This is a genomic window from Devosia sp. UYZn731, assembly GCF_040546795.1.
Classification (GTDB): domain Bacteria; phylum Pseudomonadota; class Alphaproteobacteria; order Rhizobiales; family Devosiaceae; genus Devosia.
Window position 1 is genome coordinate 405,461 of record NZ_JBEPOL010000004.1, and the last position, 15,975, is coordinate 421,435.

Annotated in this window: 15 protein-coding genes and 1 other RNA gene; 9 read left to right on the top strand and 7 right to left on the bottom strand. The window is 62.1% G+C overall.

Annotated features, from left to right (window positions below):
- Window positions 1-184: 184 nt before the first annotated feature.
- Complete coding sequence (locus tag ABIB57_RS12565; RefSeq protein ID WP_354041216.1) at window positions 185-1,054, bottom strand: 50S ribosomal protein L11 methyltransferase; 870 nt, start codon at window positions 1,052-1,054, stop codon at window positions 185-187.
- A 57-nt stretch (window positions 1,055-1,111) separates the two neighbouring features.
- Here ABIB57_RS12565 and ABIB57_RS12570 point away from each other — a divergent pair, with 57 nt between their 5' ends.
- Window positions 1,112-1,402: a putative quinol monooxygenase gene (locus tag ABIB57_RS12570; protein ID WP_354041218.1), complete on the top strand. Its 291-nt coding sequence runs from the start codon at window positions 1,112-1,114 to the stop codon at window positions 1,400-1,402.
- 7 nt (window positions 1,403-1,409) lie between these two features.
- On the opposite strand, the gene ABIB57_RS12575 is transcribed toward ABIB57_RS12570, so the two are convergent.
- From ABIB57_RS12575 to ABIB57_RS12585, 3 genes are read right to left on the bottom strand one after another with little or no spacing between them, the layout of a single operon-like run.
- On the bottom strand, window positions 1,410-1,727 hold the full coding sequence (locus tag ABIB57_RS12575; RefSeq protein WP_354041220.1) for a heavy metal-binding domain-containing protein: 318 nt from the start codon (window positions 1,725-1,727) through the stop codon (window positions 1,410-1,412).
- Between the two features lie 20 nt (window positions 1,728-1,747).
- On the bottom strand, window positions 1,748-2,188 hold the full coding sequence (locus ABIB57_RS12580) for a hypothetical protein (protein WP_354041222.1): 441 nt from the start codon (window positions 2,186-2,188) through the stop codon (window positions 1,748-1,750).
- Window positions 2,189-2,218: 30 nt separating this feature from the next.
- Window positions 2,219-4,558: an ATP-dependent helicase gene (locus tag ABIB57_RS12585; RefSeq protein WP_502914380.1), complete on the bottom strand. Its 2,340-nt coding sequence runs from the start codon at window positions 4,556-4,558 to the stop codon at window positions 2,219-2,221.
- 234 nt (window positions 4,559-4,792) lie between these two features.
- Between ABIB57_RS12585 and ABIB57_RS12590 the strand changes: the two genes are divergently transcribed.
- Window positions 4,793-8,407 (top strand): AsmA family protein, encoded by a 3,615-nt coding sequence (locus ABIB57_RS12590; RefSeq protein ID WP_354041224.1) that lies wholly within the window; start codon window positions 4,793-4,795, stop codon window positions 8,405-8,407.
- Window positions 8,408-8,610: 203 nt separating this feature from the next.
- On the opposite strand, the gene ABIB57_RS12595 is transcribed toward ABIB57_RS12590, so the two are convergent.
- The 3 genes from ABIB57_RS12595 to ssrA all read right to left on the bottom strand — a co-directional run bounded on the left by ABIB57_RS12595 (window position 8,611) and on the right by ssrA (window position 9,891).
- Entirely contained in the window at window positions 8,611-8,826 is a 216-nt protein-coding gene (locus ABIB57_RS12595) for a ribbon-helix-helix domain-containing protein (protein ID WP_354041226.1), read from the bottom strand.
- Between the two features lie 13 nt (window positions 8,827-8,839).
- A complete protein-coding gene (locus ABIB57_RS12600) occupies window positions 8,840-9,328 on the bottom strand; it encodes an SspB family protein (RefSeq protein ID WP_354041227.1) in 489 nt (162 codons plus the stop codon).
- 204 nt (window positions 9,329-9,532) lie between these two features.
- Window positions 9,533-9,891: a transfer-messenger RNA gene (gene ssrA / locus ABIB57_RS12605) on the bottom strand.
- Between the two features lie 105 nt (window positions 9,892-9,996).
- On the opposite strand from ssrA, the gene ABIB57_RS12610 reads away from it, so the two are divergent.
- From ABIB57_RS12610 to hflC, 7 genes are all read left to right on the top strand, one after another.
- On the top strand, window positions 9,997-10,560 hold the full coding sequence (locus ABIB57_RS12610; RefSeq protein WP_354041228.1) for a DUF1003 domain-containing protein: 564 nt from the start codon (window positions 9,997-9,999) through the stop codon (window positions 10,558-10,560).
- Window positions 10,561-10,591: 31 nt separating this feature from the next.
- A complete protein-coding gene (locus ABIB57_RS12615) occupies window positions 10,592-11,386 on the top strand; it encodes a thymidylate synthase (RefSeq protein ID WP_354041230.1) in 795 nt (264 codons plus the stop codon).
- Between the two features lie 137 nt (window positions 11,387-11,523).
- On the top strand, window positions 11,524-12,549 hold the full coding sequence (locus ABIB57_RS12620) for a DUF4424 domain-containing protein (protein WP_354041232.1): 1,026 nt from the start codon (window positions 11,524-11,526) through the stop codon (window positions 12,547-12,549).
- Complete coding sequence (locus ABIB57_RS12625; RefSeq protein WP_354041234.1) at window positions 12,546-13,025, top strand: GNAT family N-acetyltransferase; 480 nt, start codon at window positions 12,546-12,548, stop codon at window positions 13,023-13,025. Before ABIB57_RS12620 ends, ABIB57_RS12625 begins: the two co-directional genes overlap by 4 nt.
- Window positions 13,022-13,531 carry a dihydrofolate reductase gene (locus ABIB57_RS12630; protein WP_354041235.1) on the top strand — a complete coding sequence of 170 codons (510 nt, stop codon included), beginning with the start codon at window positions 13,022-13,024 and terminating at the stop codon, window positions 13,529-13,531. Before ABIB57_RS12625 ends, ABIB57_RS12630 begins: the two co-directional genes overlap by 4 nt.
- A gap of 79 nt (window positions 13,532-13,610) precedes the next feature.
- Window positions 13,611-14,738: an FtsH protease activity modulator HflK gene (gene hflK / locus ABIB57_RS12635; protein ID WP_354041237.1), complete on the top strand. Its 1,128-nt coding sequence runs from the start codon at window positions 13,611-13,613 to the stop codon at window positions 14,736-14,738.
- 3 nt (window positions 14,739-14,741) lie between these two features.
- A complete protein-coding gene (gene hflC, locus ABIB57_RS12640; RefSeq protein ID WP_354041238.1) occupies window positions 14,742-15,857 on the top strand; it encodes a protease modulator HflC in 1,116 nt (371 codons plus the stop codon).
- Window positions 15,858-15,975 lie beyond the last annotated feature (118 nt).

A 15,975-nucleotide genomic window follows, 5' to 3' on the forward strand; every position in this document is an offset into this window, starting at 1 on the left:
CTTCGGGGATTTTGCTTTTGTGCACCGCAAATGCGGTGAGGCCGGTCTGCAAGCGGCAACCGCCTGCGCTTCCGGTGCTCACGTACAGAACGTACGCTCCGCTCCGGTTCTCGGCGGCCGCCGCTTTCGACTCGGCCTGACCGCACTATCGGCACACAAATGGTGCCCACCTAACAGAAGTGGTCTAGCGCTTTTCCAGCATCAGCGTGGTCCAGTCTTTGCGCTGCAGTTTTTGCGTCAGCACCATGCCTTGCAGCGCATAGGCGGAGATGACGCCGGGGGCTTGGCGTTCGAGAATGCCCGAGAGGATGATGCTGGCGCCGCGCTCGACGATGCGGCCCATGGCCGGGGCGAGGGCGGTCAGCGGGCCGGCCAGGATATTGGCGACCACCAGGTCATAGGGCGCATTCTGCGCAATGGTGCGGTGGTTGAGACCGGTGGCCTTGATGGGAATGATGAATTTGCCGACGCCGTTCTGAGCGGCGTTGTCGACGGTGGTCTTGACTGAAATCGGATCGATGTCGCTGGCGATGACGGGCGTGTGCAGGCGCTTGGCCAGCGCGATGGCGAGCACGCCGGTGCCGGTGCCGACATCGATCATGACGCGCGGCTTCTTGCGCTTGAGCAGGCGGTCGATGGCTTCGAGGCACCCAGTGGTGGTTTCGTGATGGCCGGTGCCGAAGGCCTGGGCGGCGTCGATCCGCATGGCGGTGAGGCCCGAGGGAATAGGGCCGGTTTCGTGGCTGCCATAGACGTAAAAGCCGCCGGCGATCACCGGGGGCAGGCCTTCGAGTGATTTTGCGACCCAGTTGATTTCTGGATCGAGGGGCGCGACGGAAAATTCGACGACGCCGCCAAGGGTTTGGCGGGCCAATTCGACGAATGCGTCCAAGTCCGGAGGGCTGTCGCAGGCCGCCTCGAAGAACCATTCGCCGGTCGCTTCATTCTCATGCGCCGAGGCGGTCAGCGCCAGGTCGTCGCGCTCCATGACGGCGTCGACCAGCGCATAGGCCTGGTCCTTGGTGAGCGGGGCGGAGAGCTGATCGACGGGCATGGGCGGTTCCGGTATTGAGGTCGTCTGTGCTCATAAAGGGTTGAAGGGAAAAATACCATGTATGGCCTGATCGGGAAAATGCTGGCCGCGCCGGGCAAGCGCGAGGACCTTTTGGCGATCCTGCTCGACAACAACGACACCATGCCGGGTTGCCTCAGCTATATCGTCGCGCGCGATCCCGCCTCGGAGGACGGCATCTGGATCACCGAGGTGTGGACGGACACCGTGAAACACCAGGCCTCGCTGCAATTGCCGCATGTGCAGGCGATGATCGCCAAGGCGCGTCCCATGATTGCCGGCTTCGGCGAGCGGTTCGAAACCGAGCCGCTGGGCGGGATCGGACTATAGACCGGGGTTAGAGCTTTACCGCGGTGCCTGAGACCGAGACCATCAGCATCGAGCCGCCCTGGCCGACGACTTCATAGTCGATATCGATGGCCACCACGGCATCGGCGCCACGGCTTCGGGCTTCTTTCTCCAGTTCGCGGAACGCTTGCTGGCGGGCGCTGCGCAGGGTGGATTCATAGGCTCCGGCGCGGCCGCCGACGATGTCGCGGATGCCCGCAAAAAGGTCCTTGAAGATATTGGCGCCAACGATGACCTCGCCGGTGACGATGCCGAGGTAGTCGCGGATCGGGCGGCCTTCGACGGTCGGTGTGGTGGTGATGATCATGGGTGAGCCTTTCAAGGCAATCAGAAGGCAACTTTGAGCGCGGTGATTTTCCATTCGCCGCTGTCATTGTTGTAATCGAAGCTGATGGCGCCGTCGCCGGTGGGGAAGGTTGCGGCGCAATTGGCGGATGCCGTGCCGCGGCCATTGGTGATGTTGAGAGACGGCACGGTGCAGGGCTTGAGCGTGACCGGCTTCCCCAGCAATTGGTAAGTCTTCCAAGCGGCGAATCCGGCCTGCTCCTGGGCGGCGAAATAGTCCGGCGTGGCGAAGGCCTTTAGCGACTGCGGGTCCCAATCGGCCACAATGGCGATCGCGGCCTGGTCCGACAGCGCGGCGACCTCGCGCGATTGCGCGAACAGATCATCGAACACGCCGCTGAAAAAGCTGGTCGCACGCCAAGCGCCCGCAGCAATCAGGGCGACGACAGCGATGATGATGATGGCTTTGACAGGTTTGTTCATCAAGTTCTCCGGGTTGTCGAACGTGCGACCTCACCCCTTCTTGATAAAACTATCCAATACCTTCTTGCGACCGGCTTTTTCGAAATCGATGGTGAGTTTATTGCCTTCGATGCCGGAGATGGCGCCGTAGCCGAATTTTTGGTGGAAGACGCGATCACCGAAGGCGAAGGCAGAGCGGTCGCTCCCCAGATCGACCGAGCGGGCGACGAGGTCGCCGTCGATGGTCAGGGGACCGCCACCCTTGCGGGTGTTCTGCTGGGCGCGGGCGCGTTGCCAGCCGGGGGTTTCGTAGACGCTTTCGAACGGATCGGCCTTGTTGAAGCGGGATGAGGCACCGCCGCCATAGCCGTAGCCGCCGTAGGAGGAGCCGGTGTCCTTGACCTCGACGGCGTCGGCGGGCAGTTCGTCGAGGAAGCGGCTGGGAATGGCCGATTGCCAGAGGCCATGGATGCGGCGGTTTTGGGCCGCGGAGATGCGGACGCGCTTGCGGCCACGGGTGATGCCCACATAGGCGAGGCGACGTTCTTCCTCGAGGCCGGCACGACCGCTTTCGTCCATGGACCGCTGGCTGGGGAAGGTGCCTTCTTCCCAGCCGGGCAGGAAGACGGTGTTGAACTCGAGGCCCTTGGCGCCGTGCAGGGTCATGATGGTGACGGCGTCGCTGGCTTCGCCGTTGTCGCGGTCCATGACGAGGGCAATGTGTTCGAGAAACCCGCCGAGAGTTTCGAATTCCTCCATGGCGCGGCTGAGTTCCTTGAGGTTCTCTTTGCGACCTTCGGATTCCAGCGACTTATCGGCGCTGAGCATATCGGTATAGCCGCTCTCTTCGAGGATTTGCTCGACCAGCTCGAACGGCTTTAGCGTCTGGGAGCGGAATGTCCAATCGTCGAACTGGCCGATCAGGCTGCGCAAGGTTGTGCGCGGCTTGGCTTTAAGTTCATCGGTTTCGAGCAGCTGTCGGGTCGCCGACAGCAAGGGCATGCCGCGGTGCCGGGCGGCCTGCATCAGCATCTTGACCGTGGTGTCGCCAATGCCGCGCTTGGGGGTGTTGACGATGCGCTCGAAAGCCAGGTCGTCGGCGGGCTGGGCGACAAGGCGCAGATAGGCGAGGGCATCGCGGATTTCCTTGCGCTCGTAAAAGCGCGGGCCGCCGATGACGCGGTAGTTTAGGCCGAGCGTGATGAAACGTTCCTCGAATTCGCGCATCTGGAACGAGGCACGGACGAGAATCGCAACGGAATTGAGGTCTTCGCCGGCGCGCTGATATTGCTCGATATCCTCGCCAATGGTGCGGGCTTCCTCCTCGGAATCCCAAACCTGGGTGACCGAAAGCAGTTCGCCCTTTTCGGCGACATCGGTCTGTAGGGTTTTTCCCAGGCGGCCCTCGTTGAAGGCGATGAGGGTGGAGGCAGCCTTGAGGATATTGGCGGTGGAGCGGTAGTTGCGCTCCAGCTTGATCACCTTGGCGCCGGGAAAGTCCTTTTCGAACCGCAGGATGTTGTCGACCTCGGCGCCGCGCCAGCCGTAGATGGATTGGTCGTCGTCACCGACGACGCAGATATTGGCTTCGGAGGCGGGTCTGCCGGCGGCCAGGAGGCGCAGCCAGAGATATTGGGCGACGTTGCTGTCCTGGTACTCGTCCACCAGCATGTATTTGAATTTGCGATGATACTCCGCCAGCACATCCGGGTTTTCCTTGAACAGGCGGATGCATTCGAGCAGCAGATCACCGAAATCGGCGGCGTTGAGAGATTTCAGGCGAGCCTGATAATCAGCATAGAGCTTGGCGCCGCGCCCATTGGCGTAGCTGCCGCTATCGGCCGGCGACACATCCTTGGGCAGCAGGCCCTTATTCTTCCAGCCATCCATCATGGAGGCGAAGAGCTTGGCGGGCCAACGCTTCTCATCGATATTGTCGGCCTCCAGCAATTGCTTGATGAGGCGGATCTGGTCGTCGGTATCGAGAATGGTGAAGGTCGACTTCAGGCCGACGAGTTCGGCGTGAGCCCGCAGGATGCGGGCGCCGATGGAGTGGAAGGTGCCCATCCACGGCATGCTCTCGAGGCGCGGCACGAGTTTTTCGATACGCTCCTTCATCTCCCGGGCGGCCTTGTTGGTGAAGGTCACCGAAAGGATTTGGGACGGCCAGGCGCGATTGGTATTGATGATATGAGCAATACGCGTGGTCAGAACGCGCGTCTTGCCCGTACCTGCGCCAGCCAGAACCAGCAGAGGCCCATCGATAGAGACAACTGCGTCGCGTTGCTCATCATTGAGCCCGCTGAGGTAGTCAGGCGCCGGCGGCCGTTTGAACTGGCTGGTGATCGAGCCAGCGGCGGGGCGCTCCATTCTGTTGGCATCGGCGGTCATGCGGCTTGACGAATCTCTTTTTGTTCTCGTTTGCAATATAGGCAGCGTCACACGCGATGTATACGGCAAGCCAAGTATGTGGGGGCTTTTGAGCTTAAAGGGTGGCGCTTGACGCAAGCGTGATAGAAGGGGCCGCGAACGGCCAGATTCTTGCCGATAATACAAGGCAATCACGCACTTGCGTGGCAGCCTGACTTGCCTAAACTCACAGCGACGAACCCGGGCGAAACCTAAGTGCTCAATCGCATTTACATCATCATCGGCATGCTGGCGATTCTCGTGCTCGCGGCGGCGTTCATCGTGCCGCGGTTCGTGCAGTGGAGCGATTATCGCGAGCGCATGGAGGCGCTGGCGTCCGGGTTGCTTGGTGCCGAGGTGGTCATTCGCGGCGATATCGAATTCAGCCTGCTGCCGCAGCCGCGCTTGAGCTTTTCCGATGTGCTGGTGGGACCGCCGACCGATCCGGCGGCGACGATCGGCACGGTGGAGGCCGATTTTTCGCTGCTGGAGTTTTTGCGCGACGATTACAACGTCACCCGTCTGGTGCTGCGCCAGCCGATGTTCGACGTCGCAATCGACGAAAGCGGGCTGTTCGGCAGCGGCGTAACCTTCGGCGCCGGTGGCAAGGGCAGCGTTGCGTTGAAGCAGGCGACGGTTGTCGACGGCACGATCCGGCTGGCCGATACGCGGGCAGGACAGAATCTGGTCGCCAGCGATGTCGACGGCGAATTGGGGCTGGACAGCTTTTCGGGGCCGTATCAATTCCAGGGCAGTGCCACGATCAATAACGGCCGCTATGGTATCCGGGTCAATTCGAGCGCGGTCGATGCCGATGGCTATAGTCGGATGACGGCCAGCGTGACGGCGGTCGACGGGGGAGTCTCCATCTCCGCGGAAGGCCAGCTCGAAGCCGGGATGGCGCCGAAATTCGACGGTCGACTGAGCCTGCGGCAAAAGCCGCCAGCGGGCGAGACCGCCGATGATATTCGCGGCGATCTGGTGCTGGAAGCGCAAGTGGCCGCCTCAACCGACCGAATTGTCTTTTCATCCTATACGCTGCAGCCCGATGAGAACCGGGCCGGGATGCGGTTAACGGGTGCGGCCAGCGTGCAACTGGGCACGCGGCGCAGTTTTGATGCGGTGATCTCGGGCGGCGTTTTCACCTTGCCGCCGCGTGACGCCAAGGAAGACCCGACACTTTTGCCGTACGAGTTCGTGCGGATGCTGTCGGAATTTCCCGCGCCGCTTATTCCGCCGCTGCCCGGGCGGATTGGGGTGGACCTGGCCGAGGTGGGCCTGCGCGGCTTCGCGTTGCGCGACGTGCGCATGGATGCCAGCACCGATGGCAAGGTTTGGCAGGTCGAGCAGTTTACCGCGCAATTGCCGGGCGAGGCCACTATGCGCGCCAGTGGCGTGCTGCAAGCGCAGAATGGCAAGCCGGCGTTTAACGGCCAGGCCTCGGTGACGACGCAGCGGCTGGATGCGCTGGCGCGGCTGTGGCGCAAGCCCGATGAGGCCAATCTCTTGTTCAACGTGCCGGGTTCGCTTGATGCCAAGGTGTTGTTGATGGGCGACGCTTTGGGGCTGAGCCAGGGCGCGCTGACGCTGAATGGCAAGAGCCATGCGGTTGAATTGCGCGTGGGTTTTGGCGCCGAAAGGCGACTCGATGTGGTGGGGCACTTCGACGATCTCAATGCGGGCGACAGCGCCGTTCTGGGCGCACTGCTGCCCAATATCGCGGTGGAGCCGTCGTTCCCGGTGAGCTTCCCAAGCGGCAGCTTTTCGCTCTCGGCCAAGAGCGCGACGCTTTTGGGACAGGCGGGCGCAGGGCTGGCGGCCGAAGGTCAGTGGGGCAATAGCGGTCTGAGTTTCACCCGGCTGTCGGCAGTCGATTTTGGCGGTGTCGGGCTGGACGCGGCCCTGCAACTGGCGGGTACCTTTGCCGAGCCGAAGTTTTCGGGCTCGGGGCGCGTCAAGGCGGCCAAGGGTGACGCACCCGCGCTGGCGGCGCTGTACGACCTGGGGGCGGTGCCCGCGGAATGGCGCGATTTCGTTGGGCTGTCGCTGCCGGGCGAGGTAATTTTCGATCTCGACCCCGTCGAGGAAAATGGCGGGCAAACGCTGACTTTGGGCGGCACGCTGGGAACCGCCGCCATCGATGCGACGGCGCAGATGGCGGGCGGGGTCGGGCAGGCGCTGAGCGGGCAGTTGCGCTTCAATGGATCGATGGAGTCAAATGATCCGGCGGCGTTGACGCGACAATTGGGCTTTGGCGATGCTGAACTGTTCGGCGAGGATGGCTCGATGCTGGTGGCCCTGAACTTGTCGGGTTCCCCGTCCAACAGCTTGACCAGCCAGATTACCGCCAGCGTCGGCAAGCAGAGCCTGAGCTATTCGGGCACGCTGCTGGTGAGCAATGGCGAATTGCAAGGGACCGGCACGCTGCATGGCACGGCGCTCAATGGCGGCGGGCTGGCGCAGTTGGTGGGCATTGATGGAATGAGCCTGCCGATAACCGAGGTCAATGCTGCGCTCGATTTTGACGGCATGCGCGCGACGCGGCTGACCGAGATTGCGGGCACGTCCGGCGCGACCGGGTTTTCCGGAGACCTGTCGCAATCGCGCACCGGAGACGCCAGTGTGATCGCCGGTACGATGGCGGTCGACAGCGTCGATATGGCCGGTCTGGTGGGCAGCGTGATGGGCGCTTCGGCGCTCGTGCCTGGCGGTGGGGTGTGGCCGGACGGGCCGATCAATACCGGACATGCGCCGCGGCAGACTCGCGGATCAGTGGCGGTGACGGTGCCGAAGGTAATTGCGGGCACCACGACAGTAACCGGCACCAAGTTCGATCTGAGCTGGGACGAAACGAAGTTGCGGCTGGGACGGCTGTCGGCAGCTATCGGGGCGGGAACGGTCAGCGGCGATCTCGTTGTGTGTTGCGCGGGGCCATTGCCGGACAAATCGGTGACCGGGCGGCTGACGCTGGCCGGGGTCAATCTTGACGACGTGGTGTCACCTGCCGTTGCCGACGCGGTGGGCGGCACGCTCGACGGCGGCGTCAGTATCGAGGGGACCGGCGCCAGCATCGCCAGCATTCTGGGCGTGCTGTCGGGCGAGGGCAATTTCACCCTGCATGACCTGACGGTGCGGCAGCTCGATCCCAAGGTGTTCCCGACGGTCGCGGGTCTCAATGATGTGCTGGAGACCGATGGCGACGCGCTGGCAGCGCTGATCGGACTGTCGCTAGGGCAGGGGCAGTTTACCGCGCCGACCGCCAATGGGGCCTTCACCATCGCGGGGGGCGTGGCGCGAATGACCAATCTTTTGGTCGAAGGCAATGGCGCCAAGCTTGGCGGCGATCTCAATGTGCGGCTGGACACGCTGGGGCTGGATGGCAATTTCGTGATGAGCCCTTCCGGGTTCACCGATCCGAACGATCTGGTGACCGCCGATACGGCGCTTATCGGTAATCGTGTGAGCGGCACGCTGGCGGCACCGGTCACCAGTCTCAACCTCGATAATTTCGTGGCCGCAGTGCAGATGCGCGCCAACGAAATCGAGGTGGATCGGCTGCAGGCATTGCAGGCGGCGGATGCCGAACGGCAGCGCGCCGCAGCCGAGGAGCGCAACAAGCTGATTGCGGCCCAGCGCAAGGCTGCAGCGGAAGCAGCGGCCAAGGCTGCGGCGGAGGAAGCGGCGAAGGCGGCGGTCGAGGCAGAAGCTCTGCGGTTGCAGCAACAGCAGACGCCGCCCAATGCGCAGAGCGACCCGGTCTTGCAGGGGCCGCTGGATCTTGGTCTGCCGCCGCCATCGACGCCGGGGCAGTTCACTATTCCGCTGAATTAGGGGGATACTCGCTCGTTATCGCACTGCCCCACCCACTGCTCTTCCCGCGGGCTTGACCCGCGGGCCACTGTCAGCACGGCACATGCGGCGAGAGGCCCGCGGGTCAAGCCCGCGGGAAGGGCGGCGGATGGCGAGAAGTACGGTAGGTGGCGGGAAAGGACAGTGGTGGCGGGAAAGACAGCGGGCGGGCCCCGCGCCGTCCCTTAATCTTGCTGGGCCTTGCCCTGATACCAGGCCAGCACGGCCAGCCGGACCGCGGATGACAGGTTGGTGGTGGCGCGGCTGCCGTCGATCGAACGGATCACGGCGGCGAGGGGTTGACCTGCCTCCAAGGCCATAGCGTCAAGGGCGGCCCAGAATTCGGGCTCCAGCGCGATGCTGGTGCGGTGCCCCGCAATGGACAGCGAGCGCTTTTCCAACGCTCGGGCCCGATCAGGGCTTCTTGCGGAAGGCGTCGAGGCTGACGACTTTTTCGCCGGGCTTTTCATCAGCGGTGGCGGTATCGCCGTTGGCGGCGCCTTCGCGATCGTCGCCATCATCTTCGTCCTCATCGTCGGCCTTGGCGCCGACGGGGTCGAATTGCAGGCCGAACTGCACGGAGGGATCGAAGAAACCCTTGATCGAGGAGAAGGGCACGACCAGCAATTCCGGCTGGCCATCGAAGGAGAGGCCGATCTCAAACCCGGTTTCGGTGACCTTGAGGTCCCAGTACTGGTTCTGGATGACGATGGTCATTTCCTTGTCGTACTGACCGAGCAGTTTCTCGGAAATACGAACGCCCGGCGCGCGGGTCATGAAGGAGATGAAAAAGTGATGGTCGCCCGGTAGGCCTGTCTTGGCGACTTCTGACAGGACTTTGCGGACGACGCCGCGCAGCGCTTCCTGTGCCAGAATGTCGTAGCGGATCAGATCTTCGGCCATAGGCGCCCTTCCGGCGTTTGGGGAGAATCCCGTGGCCCCCTTTTTCGTCCCGATTGGGGCGAAACGGAAGTCCCAAGTTCAAATTTGCTGCAGTTTAGCAGCCAAGCCGCGGCGAGCAGGCGTCCGCCTCGCAGCAAGAACCCATATCAGCCCTACGTTCCATGAGATTTCAAGAACAAAGGCGCACGCAGCGATGAAAGAGAAGGTGCAGGCTTCTGTTGCCAGGTGCCTGCGGACCCCGCCTGTCACCCGGCTAGGGGTGGAGGACTTAATTTCCCAATGCTAGCACCGCTTACGCGGCGAGAGCGACTGGAGCCTTATGGTTGTCATTTGCAACTATAAGTTTTGGACCGATAACGGTGGTACCTCACCGAGCAAAAGCACACCCTTTACGCCCTCGTCGATCCTGTTTCGCCCCCGTTGGCTACCCCTTCGAGAGGGGGAGATGGTGGAGGCGCCGGGTACTGCCCCCGGGTCCGAAAGGTTTATTACGATGACAGTTTATCGCCATAGCTCTTGCGAGCAGCTTCTATATAGGCGGGGCGGGGCGCGATGAAAATAGCCTGGGCGATAATTGTGACATCGGACAGTCACATGCCGAAGGTGTCATAGCGGCGAAAGCCATGAAATCGGTGTAGATTGGTGGCGACAAGCCAAGAGAGCCAGCCATGACCGATACTTCGAGCGACAAACTCATCACCGCTGCCGAGCGCTTTCTGGGCAAGGGCGAGCAGGCGCTGACCAAGCGCGAACGTCAGGTGCTGAAGCAGGCGATCGGCAGACAGGCGCTGTCGCGCGATACGAGCGAAGTGTTCGACGACAAATCGACATTCGGGCAGCGGCTCGCCGATGGCGTCGCCTCCTTTGGCGGCTCATGGACCTTCCTGATCAGCTTCGGCGTCGTGCTGCTGGCCTGGGTCGGCTACAATCTGCTGTTGCGCGGCGGGGCACCGGATCCTTACCCGTTCATCTTCCTCAACCTGCTACTGTCGATGCTGGCGGCGGTGCAGGCGCCGGTGATCATGATGAGCCAGAACCGGCAGGCGGCCAAGGATCGCCTGGTGACCGGCCATGACTATGAGTGCAATCTCAAGGCGGAGATTGAAATCATGGCGCTGCACGACAAGATCGACCAGTTGCGCAATGATGATCTCAAACGGCTGATCGGCAAGCAGCAGGAGCAGATCGACCTGCTGACGCGGCTCGTGGAAAAGTCGGTGGGAACGGCCTGAGGTGGCGAGCGAATCGCATTAGGATGATCCCATGCAGCCCTATCTCAAGCTTCTCGCCGATATTCTTGAACATGGCACCGACAAGGGGGACCGGACCGGTACGGGCACGCGCTCGCTGTTCGGGTATCAGATGCGGTTCGATCTGGGGCAGGGGTTTCCGCTGCTGACCACCAAGAAGCTGCATATCAAGTCGATTGTTTATGAGCTGCTGTGGTTCCTGCGCGGGGAGACCAATGTGCGCTGGCTGCAGGAGCGCGGCGTCAAGATCTGGGATTTCTGGGCCGACGAGAATGGCGATCTGGGGCCGGTCTATGGCTCGCAATGGCGTAGTTGGCCGACGCCCGGTGGCGGGCATATCGACCAGATTGCCAATGTGGTGCACTCGATCCGCACCAAGCCGGATTCGCGGCGGCATATCGTTTCGGCGTGGAACCCGGCGGAAGTCGACGAGATGGCGCTGCCGCCGTGCCACTGCCTCTTCCAGTTCTATGTGGCCAATGGGAAACTGAGCTGCCAGCTCTATCAGCGCTCGGCCGATACGTTTCTCGGCGTGCCGTTCAACATCGCGTCCTATGCGCTGTTGACGCATATGGTGGCGCAGGTGACGGGGCTGCAGGTGGGCGATTTCGTGCATACCTTTGGCGATGTGCATCTCTATTCCAACCATTTCGATCAGGCGCGCGAGCAGTTGACGCGGGCGCCGCGAGCGCTGCCCAAGCTGGTGCTGAACCCAGAAGTGAAGGAACTCGAGGCCTTCACCTTCGAGGATATCGCGATCGAGGGCTATGATCCGCTGCCCCATATCAAGGCGCCGATAGCGGTTTAGCTATTCGGTTCAGCTACCTTTCAGGTGGCGACGATTAAGCGCTAGATGGTGCGTCGATGCCGGGCTTTTTCCTGAGGATAAGATTCGGGTGGCCCGGGGAAGCGCTTGAACCTATTGCGTCTTTGGAGAGACAAGAGATGAAGCTGATTCACGCGCTGGCCTGTGCGCTGTTGCTCGCGCCGCTGCCGGCCATGGCCAACGATACCACGGCTCAATTGGGCACCGGCGGGCTGGTCTTCGTGACCAATGAGGATATCGAGATGGCCTCGGAAGACCTCTCGATCTCCGCCGAGCAGGTCAAGGTGGTCTACAAGTTCCACAACAAATCGGATCAGGACCAGCATATCCTGGTGGCGTTCCCGATGCCCGACATCACGGGCGATGGCGATTTCATGGTGGGTATTCCTACCGAAGATCCCGAGAATATCTTTGGCTTCCAGACCACGTTCAACGGCAAACCGGTGGATGCGGTGCTGCATCAATATGCGTTCGCCAACAATATCGACTATTCCGAAGAGCTGAAGAAAATGGGCATTCCGCTGGCCCCCTATGGCCAGGAAACGCTCGCGGCGCTAAACGCGCTGTCTGACGCCGACAAGGCGACGCTGACCGGGCAGGGCCTGGTAATTCCCATGGAATACGATGCCGGAAACGGCCCGCAGGTGGATACGACCCCAATGTGGACGCTGCGCTCGACCTATAGCTGGGAAGCCACCTTCGAGGCCGGCAAGGACGCCGATGTGGTTCACACCTACAAGCCCAGCGTCGGCGGCACAGTGATCGCCACGTTCATGAAGAGCTCGGACGACGATACCTATTCCAACGAGCAGCTCGCCGCCTATCAGAAGAAATATTGTGTCGATGATGACCTGATCGCGGCCATCAAGAAACAGGGCAAAACGACGGACGGCTACACCACCTATCCGTTCACCGAGAGCTGGATTTCCTACATCTGGTCGACCGGCAATAACTGGTTCGGCCCGATCGGCAAGTTCTCGCTGACCGTGGACAAGGGCGACGAGGCGAACCTGGTGTCGTTCTGCGGCGAGGGCGTCAAGAAGATTGGCCCGACCACGTTCCAGATGACCGCGACGGATTGGTCGCCGCCCTATGAGGACGAGCTGGAAGTGCTGTTGCTGGTCAAGAACGATTGGCAGCAATGAGTCTCGTCATTCGGCCAGCGATAGCGGAAGACACGGCGACCATTGTCGCGTTCGTGCTGGCGTTGGCCAAGTATGAAAAGCTTGAAAACGAGGCCAAGGCGAGTGAAGCGGACGTGGTTCGCGACTTGTTTGGAGCCGAACCCAAAGTGTTCTGCGAGATCGCCGAATGGGAGGGCAAGCCGGTCGGGTTTGCCCTCTGGTTCTACACATACTCGACGTTCCAGGGGCGGCACGGTATCTGGCTGGAAGACCTTTATGTCGATCCCGAACTGCGCGGCAAGGGCATCGGCAAGGCGCTGCTGACCGACCTGGCGCGGCGCTGTGTCACAGAACGGCTCGGACGCTTCGAATGGTGGGTGCTCGACTGGAACGAACCGTCCATCGAGTTCTACAAATCGCAGGGCGGCGTCATGCAGGACGAATGGACCAAGGTGCGCGTCGAGGGTGATGCGCTACTGCGGTTGGGTGCCGCATGAGCGTGCGGATCGCCATGATTGCCGGTGTGGCCGAGAATGGCGTGATCGGCTCCCGCCAGACCATCCCATGGCGCATTCCGTCCGATTTCGCCTATTTCAAGCGCATGACCATGGGCAAGCCCATCGTCATGGGGCGCAAACAGTTCGAGACGGTCGGCAAGCCTCTGCCGGGGCGCGCCAACATCATCGTTACGCGGCAAGAGGGCTACCAGCCCGAGGGCACGCTGGTGTTTTTCAGCATCGATGCGGCGCTGGCAGAGGCGCGAAACATCGCCGCGGCGGATGGCGTTGACGAGATCATGATCATTGGCGGGGGCGAGCTTTATGCCCAGCTTATGAACCGGGCCGACCGGCTCTATATCAGCCATATCGACCTGCATCCGGAGGGGGATGTACGGTTTCCCACGATCCATCCTGAAGAGTGGGCAGTGGTCGATCTGCCCGAGATTACCCCCTCCGACAAGGACAGCGCCACCTACCGCGTCAAAGTGTACGAGCGGCGTTAGGACAGTGCGCATTGATCGGCGGAGAAGCCTTCCCTATATAGGGCTGCAATGACTTTATAAAACATCCGAAAGGGACGCGATGCCGTGGGAGAATAACGGAGGCGACGGTGGCCGCAACAATAACGGCGGACCATGGGGCCAAGCCCCGGGCGGTGGCGGCGGGCCACGCCGGCCGGGCAAGACGCCCAACCTCGAAGATATTCTCAATCGCGGCCGCGACCAATTCCAGGGCGGCTTGCCGGGCGGACGCTGGGCCATCATCGGCGGCGTCGTTGTCGTCATCGGCTTCTGGCTGCTGAACTCGATCTACACGATCGATCCGCAGGAAGTTGGCGTCGAGCTGCGCTTCGGCCAGCCCAAGCCCGAGCTTTCCATGCCTGGGCTGCATTTCCATCTGTGGCCCATGGAAACGGTTGAGCGGGTGGTCACCACCGTCAACCAGACCCAAATCGGCGTCGCCAATGCCAGCGGATCGCGGACCAATGCCTCAACAAGCTCCGATGAAGGCCTGATGCTGTCGGGCGACCAGAACATCGTCAACGTGCAGTTCTCGGTGTTCTGGGCGATCAACGATCCGGTGCAATACCTGTTCAATGTACGCGACCAAGAATCCATGGTCCGCTTCGCCGCCGAAAGCGCCATGCGCGAAGTCGTCGGCCGCCGTCCCGCACAGGACATCTACAGCGATGACCGAAGCGGCGTTTCGGCCGAAGTGCTCTCCATCACGCAGGGCATCCTGCAGAGCTACGGCCTTGGCGTGAATGTCAGCCAGGTGCTGATCGAAAACGCCGGCCCGCCGGCTGAAGTCATCGATGCCTTCAACGAAGTGCAGCGTGCCCGACAGGATGAGACCCGCCTGCAGGAAGAGGCCCGCGCCTATGCCAATACGCTGCTGGGTAATGCCCGTGGCCGTGCTGCGGCGCTGCGCGAAGACGCCGCCGCCTATACCAACCGCGTGGTGCAGGAAGCGACCGGTGAGGCAGAGCGCTTCAACGCCGTCTATGCCGAATACGTCAACTCGCCCGAGGTAACGCGCAAGCGCCTGTTCCTCGAGACGATGGAAGACGTACTGGGCGGATCGGAAAAGGTCCTGCTCGAAAAAGGCGAAGGGGGGCAGGGTGTTATCCCCTATCTCCCATTGCCTGAGTTGAAGCCCGGCCCGAAAACCAACGTCCCCGCGACGACCAACCAGACGACGGGGAACTAAGCCATGCAAAACCGTCTCATCGTCATCGGCGTCCTTATCGTCGCGGCTATCTATGTGCTGTTCTCGTCGCTTTATGTGGTGGACGAGCGCCAGCAGGCTATCGTCATGCGCTTCGGCCAGATCACCGATGTCCGCACCGAACCGGGCATCTATTTCAAGGTGCCGACCGATATCGTCGATAGCGTCCAGATCATCGAAGATCGTCTGTTGCGCTACGATATCGCCAATATGCGCGTCCAGGTTTCGGGCAATGCCTTCTACCAGGTTGACGCGTTCCTGACCTATCGGATCGCCGATCCGCGTCTGTTCCGCGAGCGTGCCACCGGCCAGCTTTCGGTGGCCGAAGACCGTATCGGGGCCAGCCTCGACTCGGCCCTGCGCCAGGTCTACGGCTTGCGTGAATTCAATGCGGCGCTGTCGGAACAGCGCGCGCAGATGATGCAGGAAGTGCGCGACCTGATCCGGCCTGATCTGGCCGAACTGGGTATCGACGTGGTCGATGTGCGTATCCTGCGCACCGATCTCGACGCTGAAGTGTCGGCGACAACGTTTGAACGCATGCGCGCCGAGCGTCTGGCCGAGGCCGCCCTGCTGCGGGCTCGTGGTCAGGAGCAGGCACAGAGCCTGCGCGCTATCGCCGATCGTCAGGCTGTGGAAATCGTGGCTGCGGCAACCCGTGACGCGGAAATCATTCGTGGTACTGGCGACGCCGAACGTAACCGGCTGTTTGCGGCGGCCTATGGTCAGAACGAGGAGTTCTTTGAGTTCTATCGTTCGATGCAGGCCTATCGCAAGTCGCTGGTCGGGACTGGCACGACGATGGTGCTGTCGCCGGATTCGGAGTTCTTCAAGTACTTCGGCTCCAACGGCTCGCTCCCGGCCGCCAGTACCAATCTGGCTCCGCCGATCCAGCCGACAGCGGCTCCGTTGACGGCACCGCCGTCCAACGAGCCGGCGCTGGATGGCCTGGGTATCGAAGAGTCGCCCGCGCCGCCGACCATTACACTGCAGGATGGCTCTCAACTGACGCCCACGGTCGGCACCGACGTACCGGCGCCGGTTGATCCGATTGTCCCCGCCGCGCCGGCAGAAACGCCGGCCGCTCCTGCGGTCCAGTAAGACGCAATTCGCCCAATCCGAAGCCGGCGCTATCCTCCGACAGCGCCGGCTTCACTGTTTCTTGTGCCGGGTTAACCCTATCGCGCAATCGAGCCGGTTGCTTCCCGCGCCAGCGCGG

Coding starts and splice junctions, on each gene's coding strand:
- ABIB57_RS12565 (WP_354041216.1), bottom strand. CDS start 1,054: ATGCCCGTCGATCAGCTCTCCGCCCCGCTCACCAAGGACCAGGCCTAT.
- ABIB57_RS12570 (WP_354041218.1), top strand. CDS start 1,112: ATGTATGGCCTGATCGGGAAAATGCTGGCCGCGCCGGGCAAGCGCGAG.
- ABIB57_RS12575 (WP_354041220.1), bottom strand. CDS start 1,727: ATGATCATCACCACCACACCGACCGTCGAAGGCCGCCCGATCCGCGAC.
- ABIB57_RS12580 (WP_354041222.1), bottom strand. CDS start 2,188: ATGAACAAACCTGTCAAAGCCATCATCATCATCGCTGTCGTCGCCCTG.
- ABIB57_RS12585 (WP_502914380.1), bottom strand. CDS start 4,558: ATGACCGCCGATGCCAACAGAATGGAGCGCCCCGCCGCTGGCTCGATC.
- ABIB57_RS12600 (WP_354041227.1), bottom strand. CDS start 9,328: ATGGCCGAAGATCTGATCCGCTACGACATTCTGGCACAGGAAGCGCTG.
- ABIB57_RS12610 (WP_354041228.1), top strand. CDS start 9,997: ATGACCGATACTTCGAGCGACAAACTCATCACCGCTGCCGAGCGCTTT.
- ABIB57_RS12615 (WP_354041230.1), top strand. CDS start 10,592: ATGCAGCCCTATCTCAAGCTTCTCGCCGATATTCTTGAACATGGCACC.
- ABIB57_RS12620 (WP_354041232.1), top strand. CDS start 11,524: ATGAAGCTGATTCACGCGCTGGCCTGTGCGCTGTTGCTCGCGCCGCTG.
- ABIB57_RS12625 (WP_354041234.1), top strand. CDS start 12,546: ATGAGTCTCGTCATTCGGCCAGCGATAGCGGAAGACACGGCGACCATT.
- ABIB57_RS12630 (WP_354041235.1), top strand. CDS start 13,022: ATGAGCGTGCGGATCGCCATGATTGCCGGTGTGGCCGAGAATGGCGTG.
- hflK (WP_354041237.1), top strand. CDS start 13,611: ATGCCGTGGGAGAATAACGGAGGCGACGGTGGCCGCAACAATAACGGC.
- hflC (WP_354041238.1), top strand. CDS start 14,742: ATGCAAAACCGTCTCATCGTCATCGGCGTCCTTATCGTCGCGGCTATC.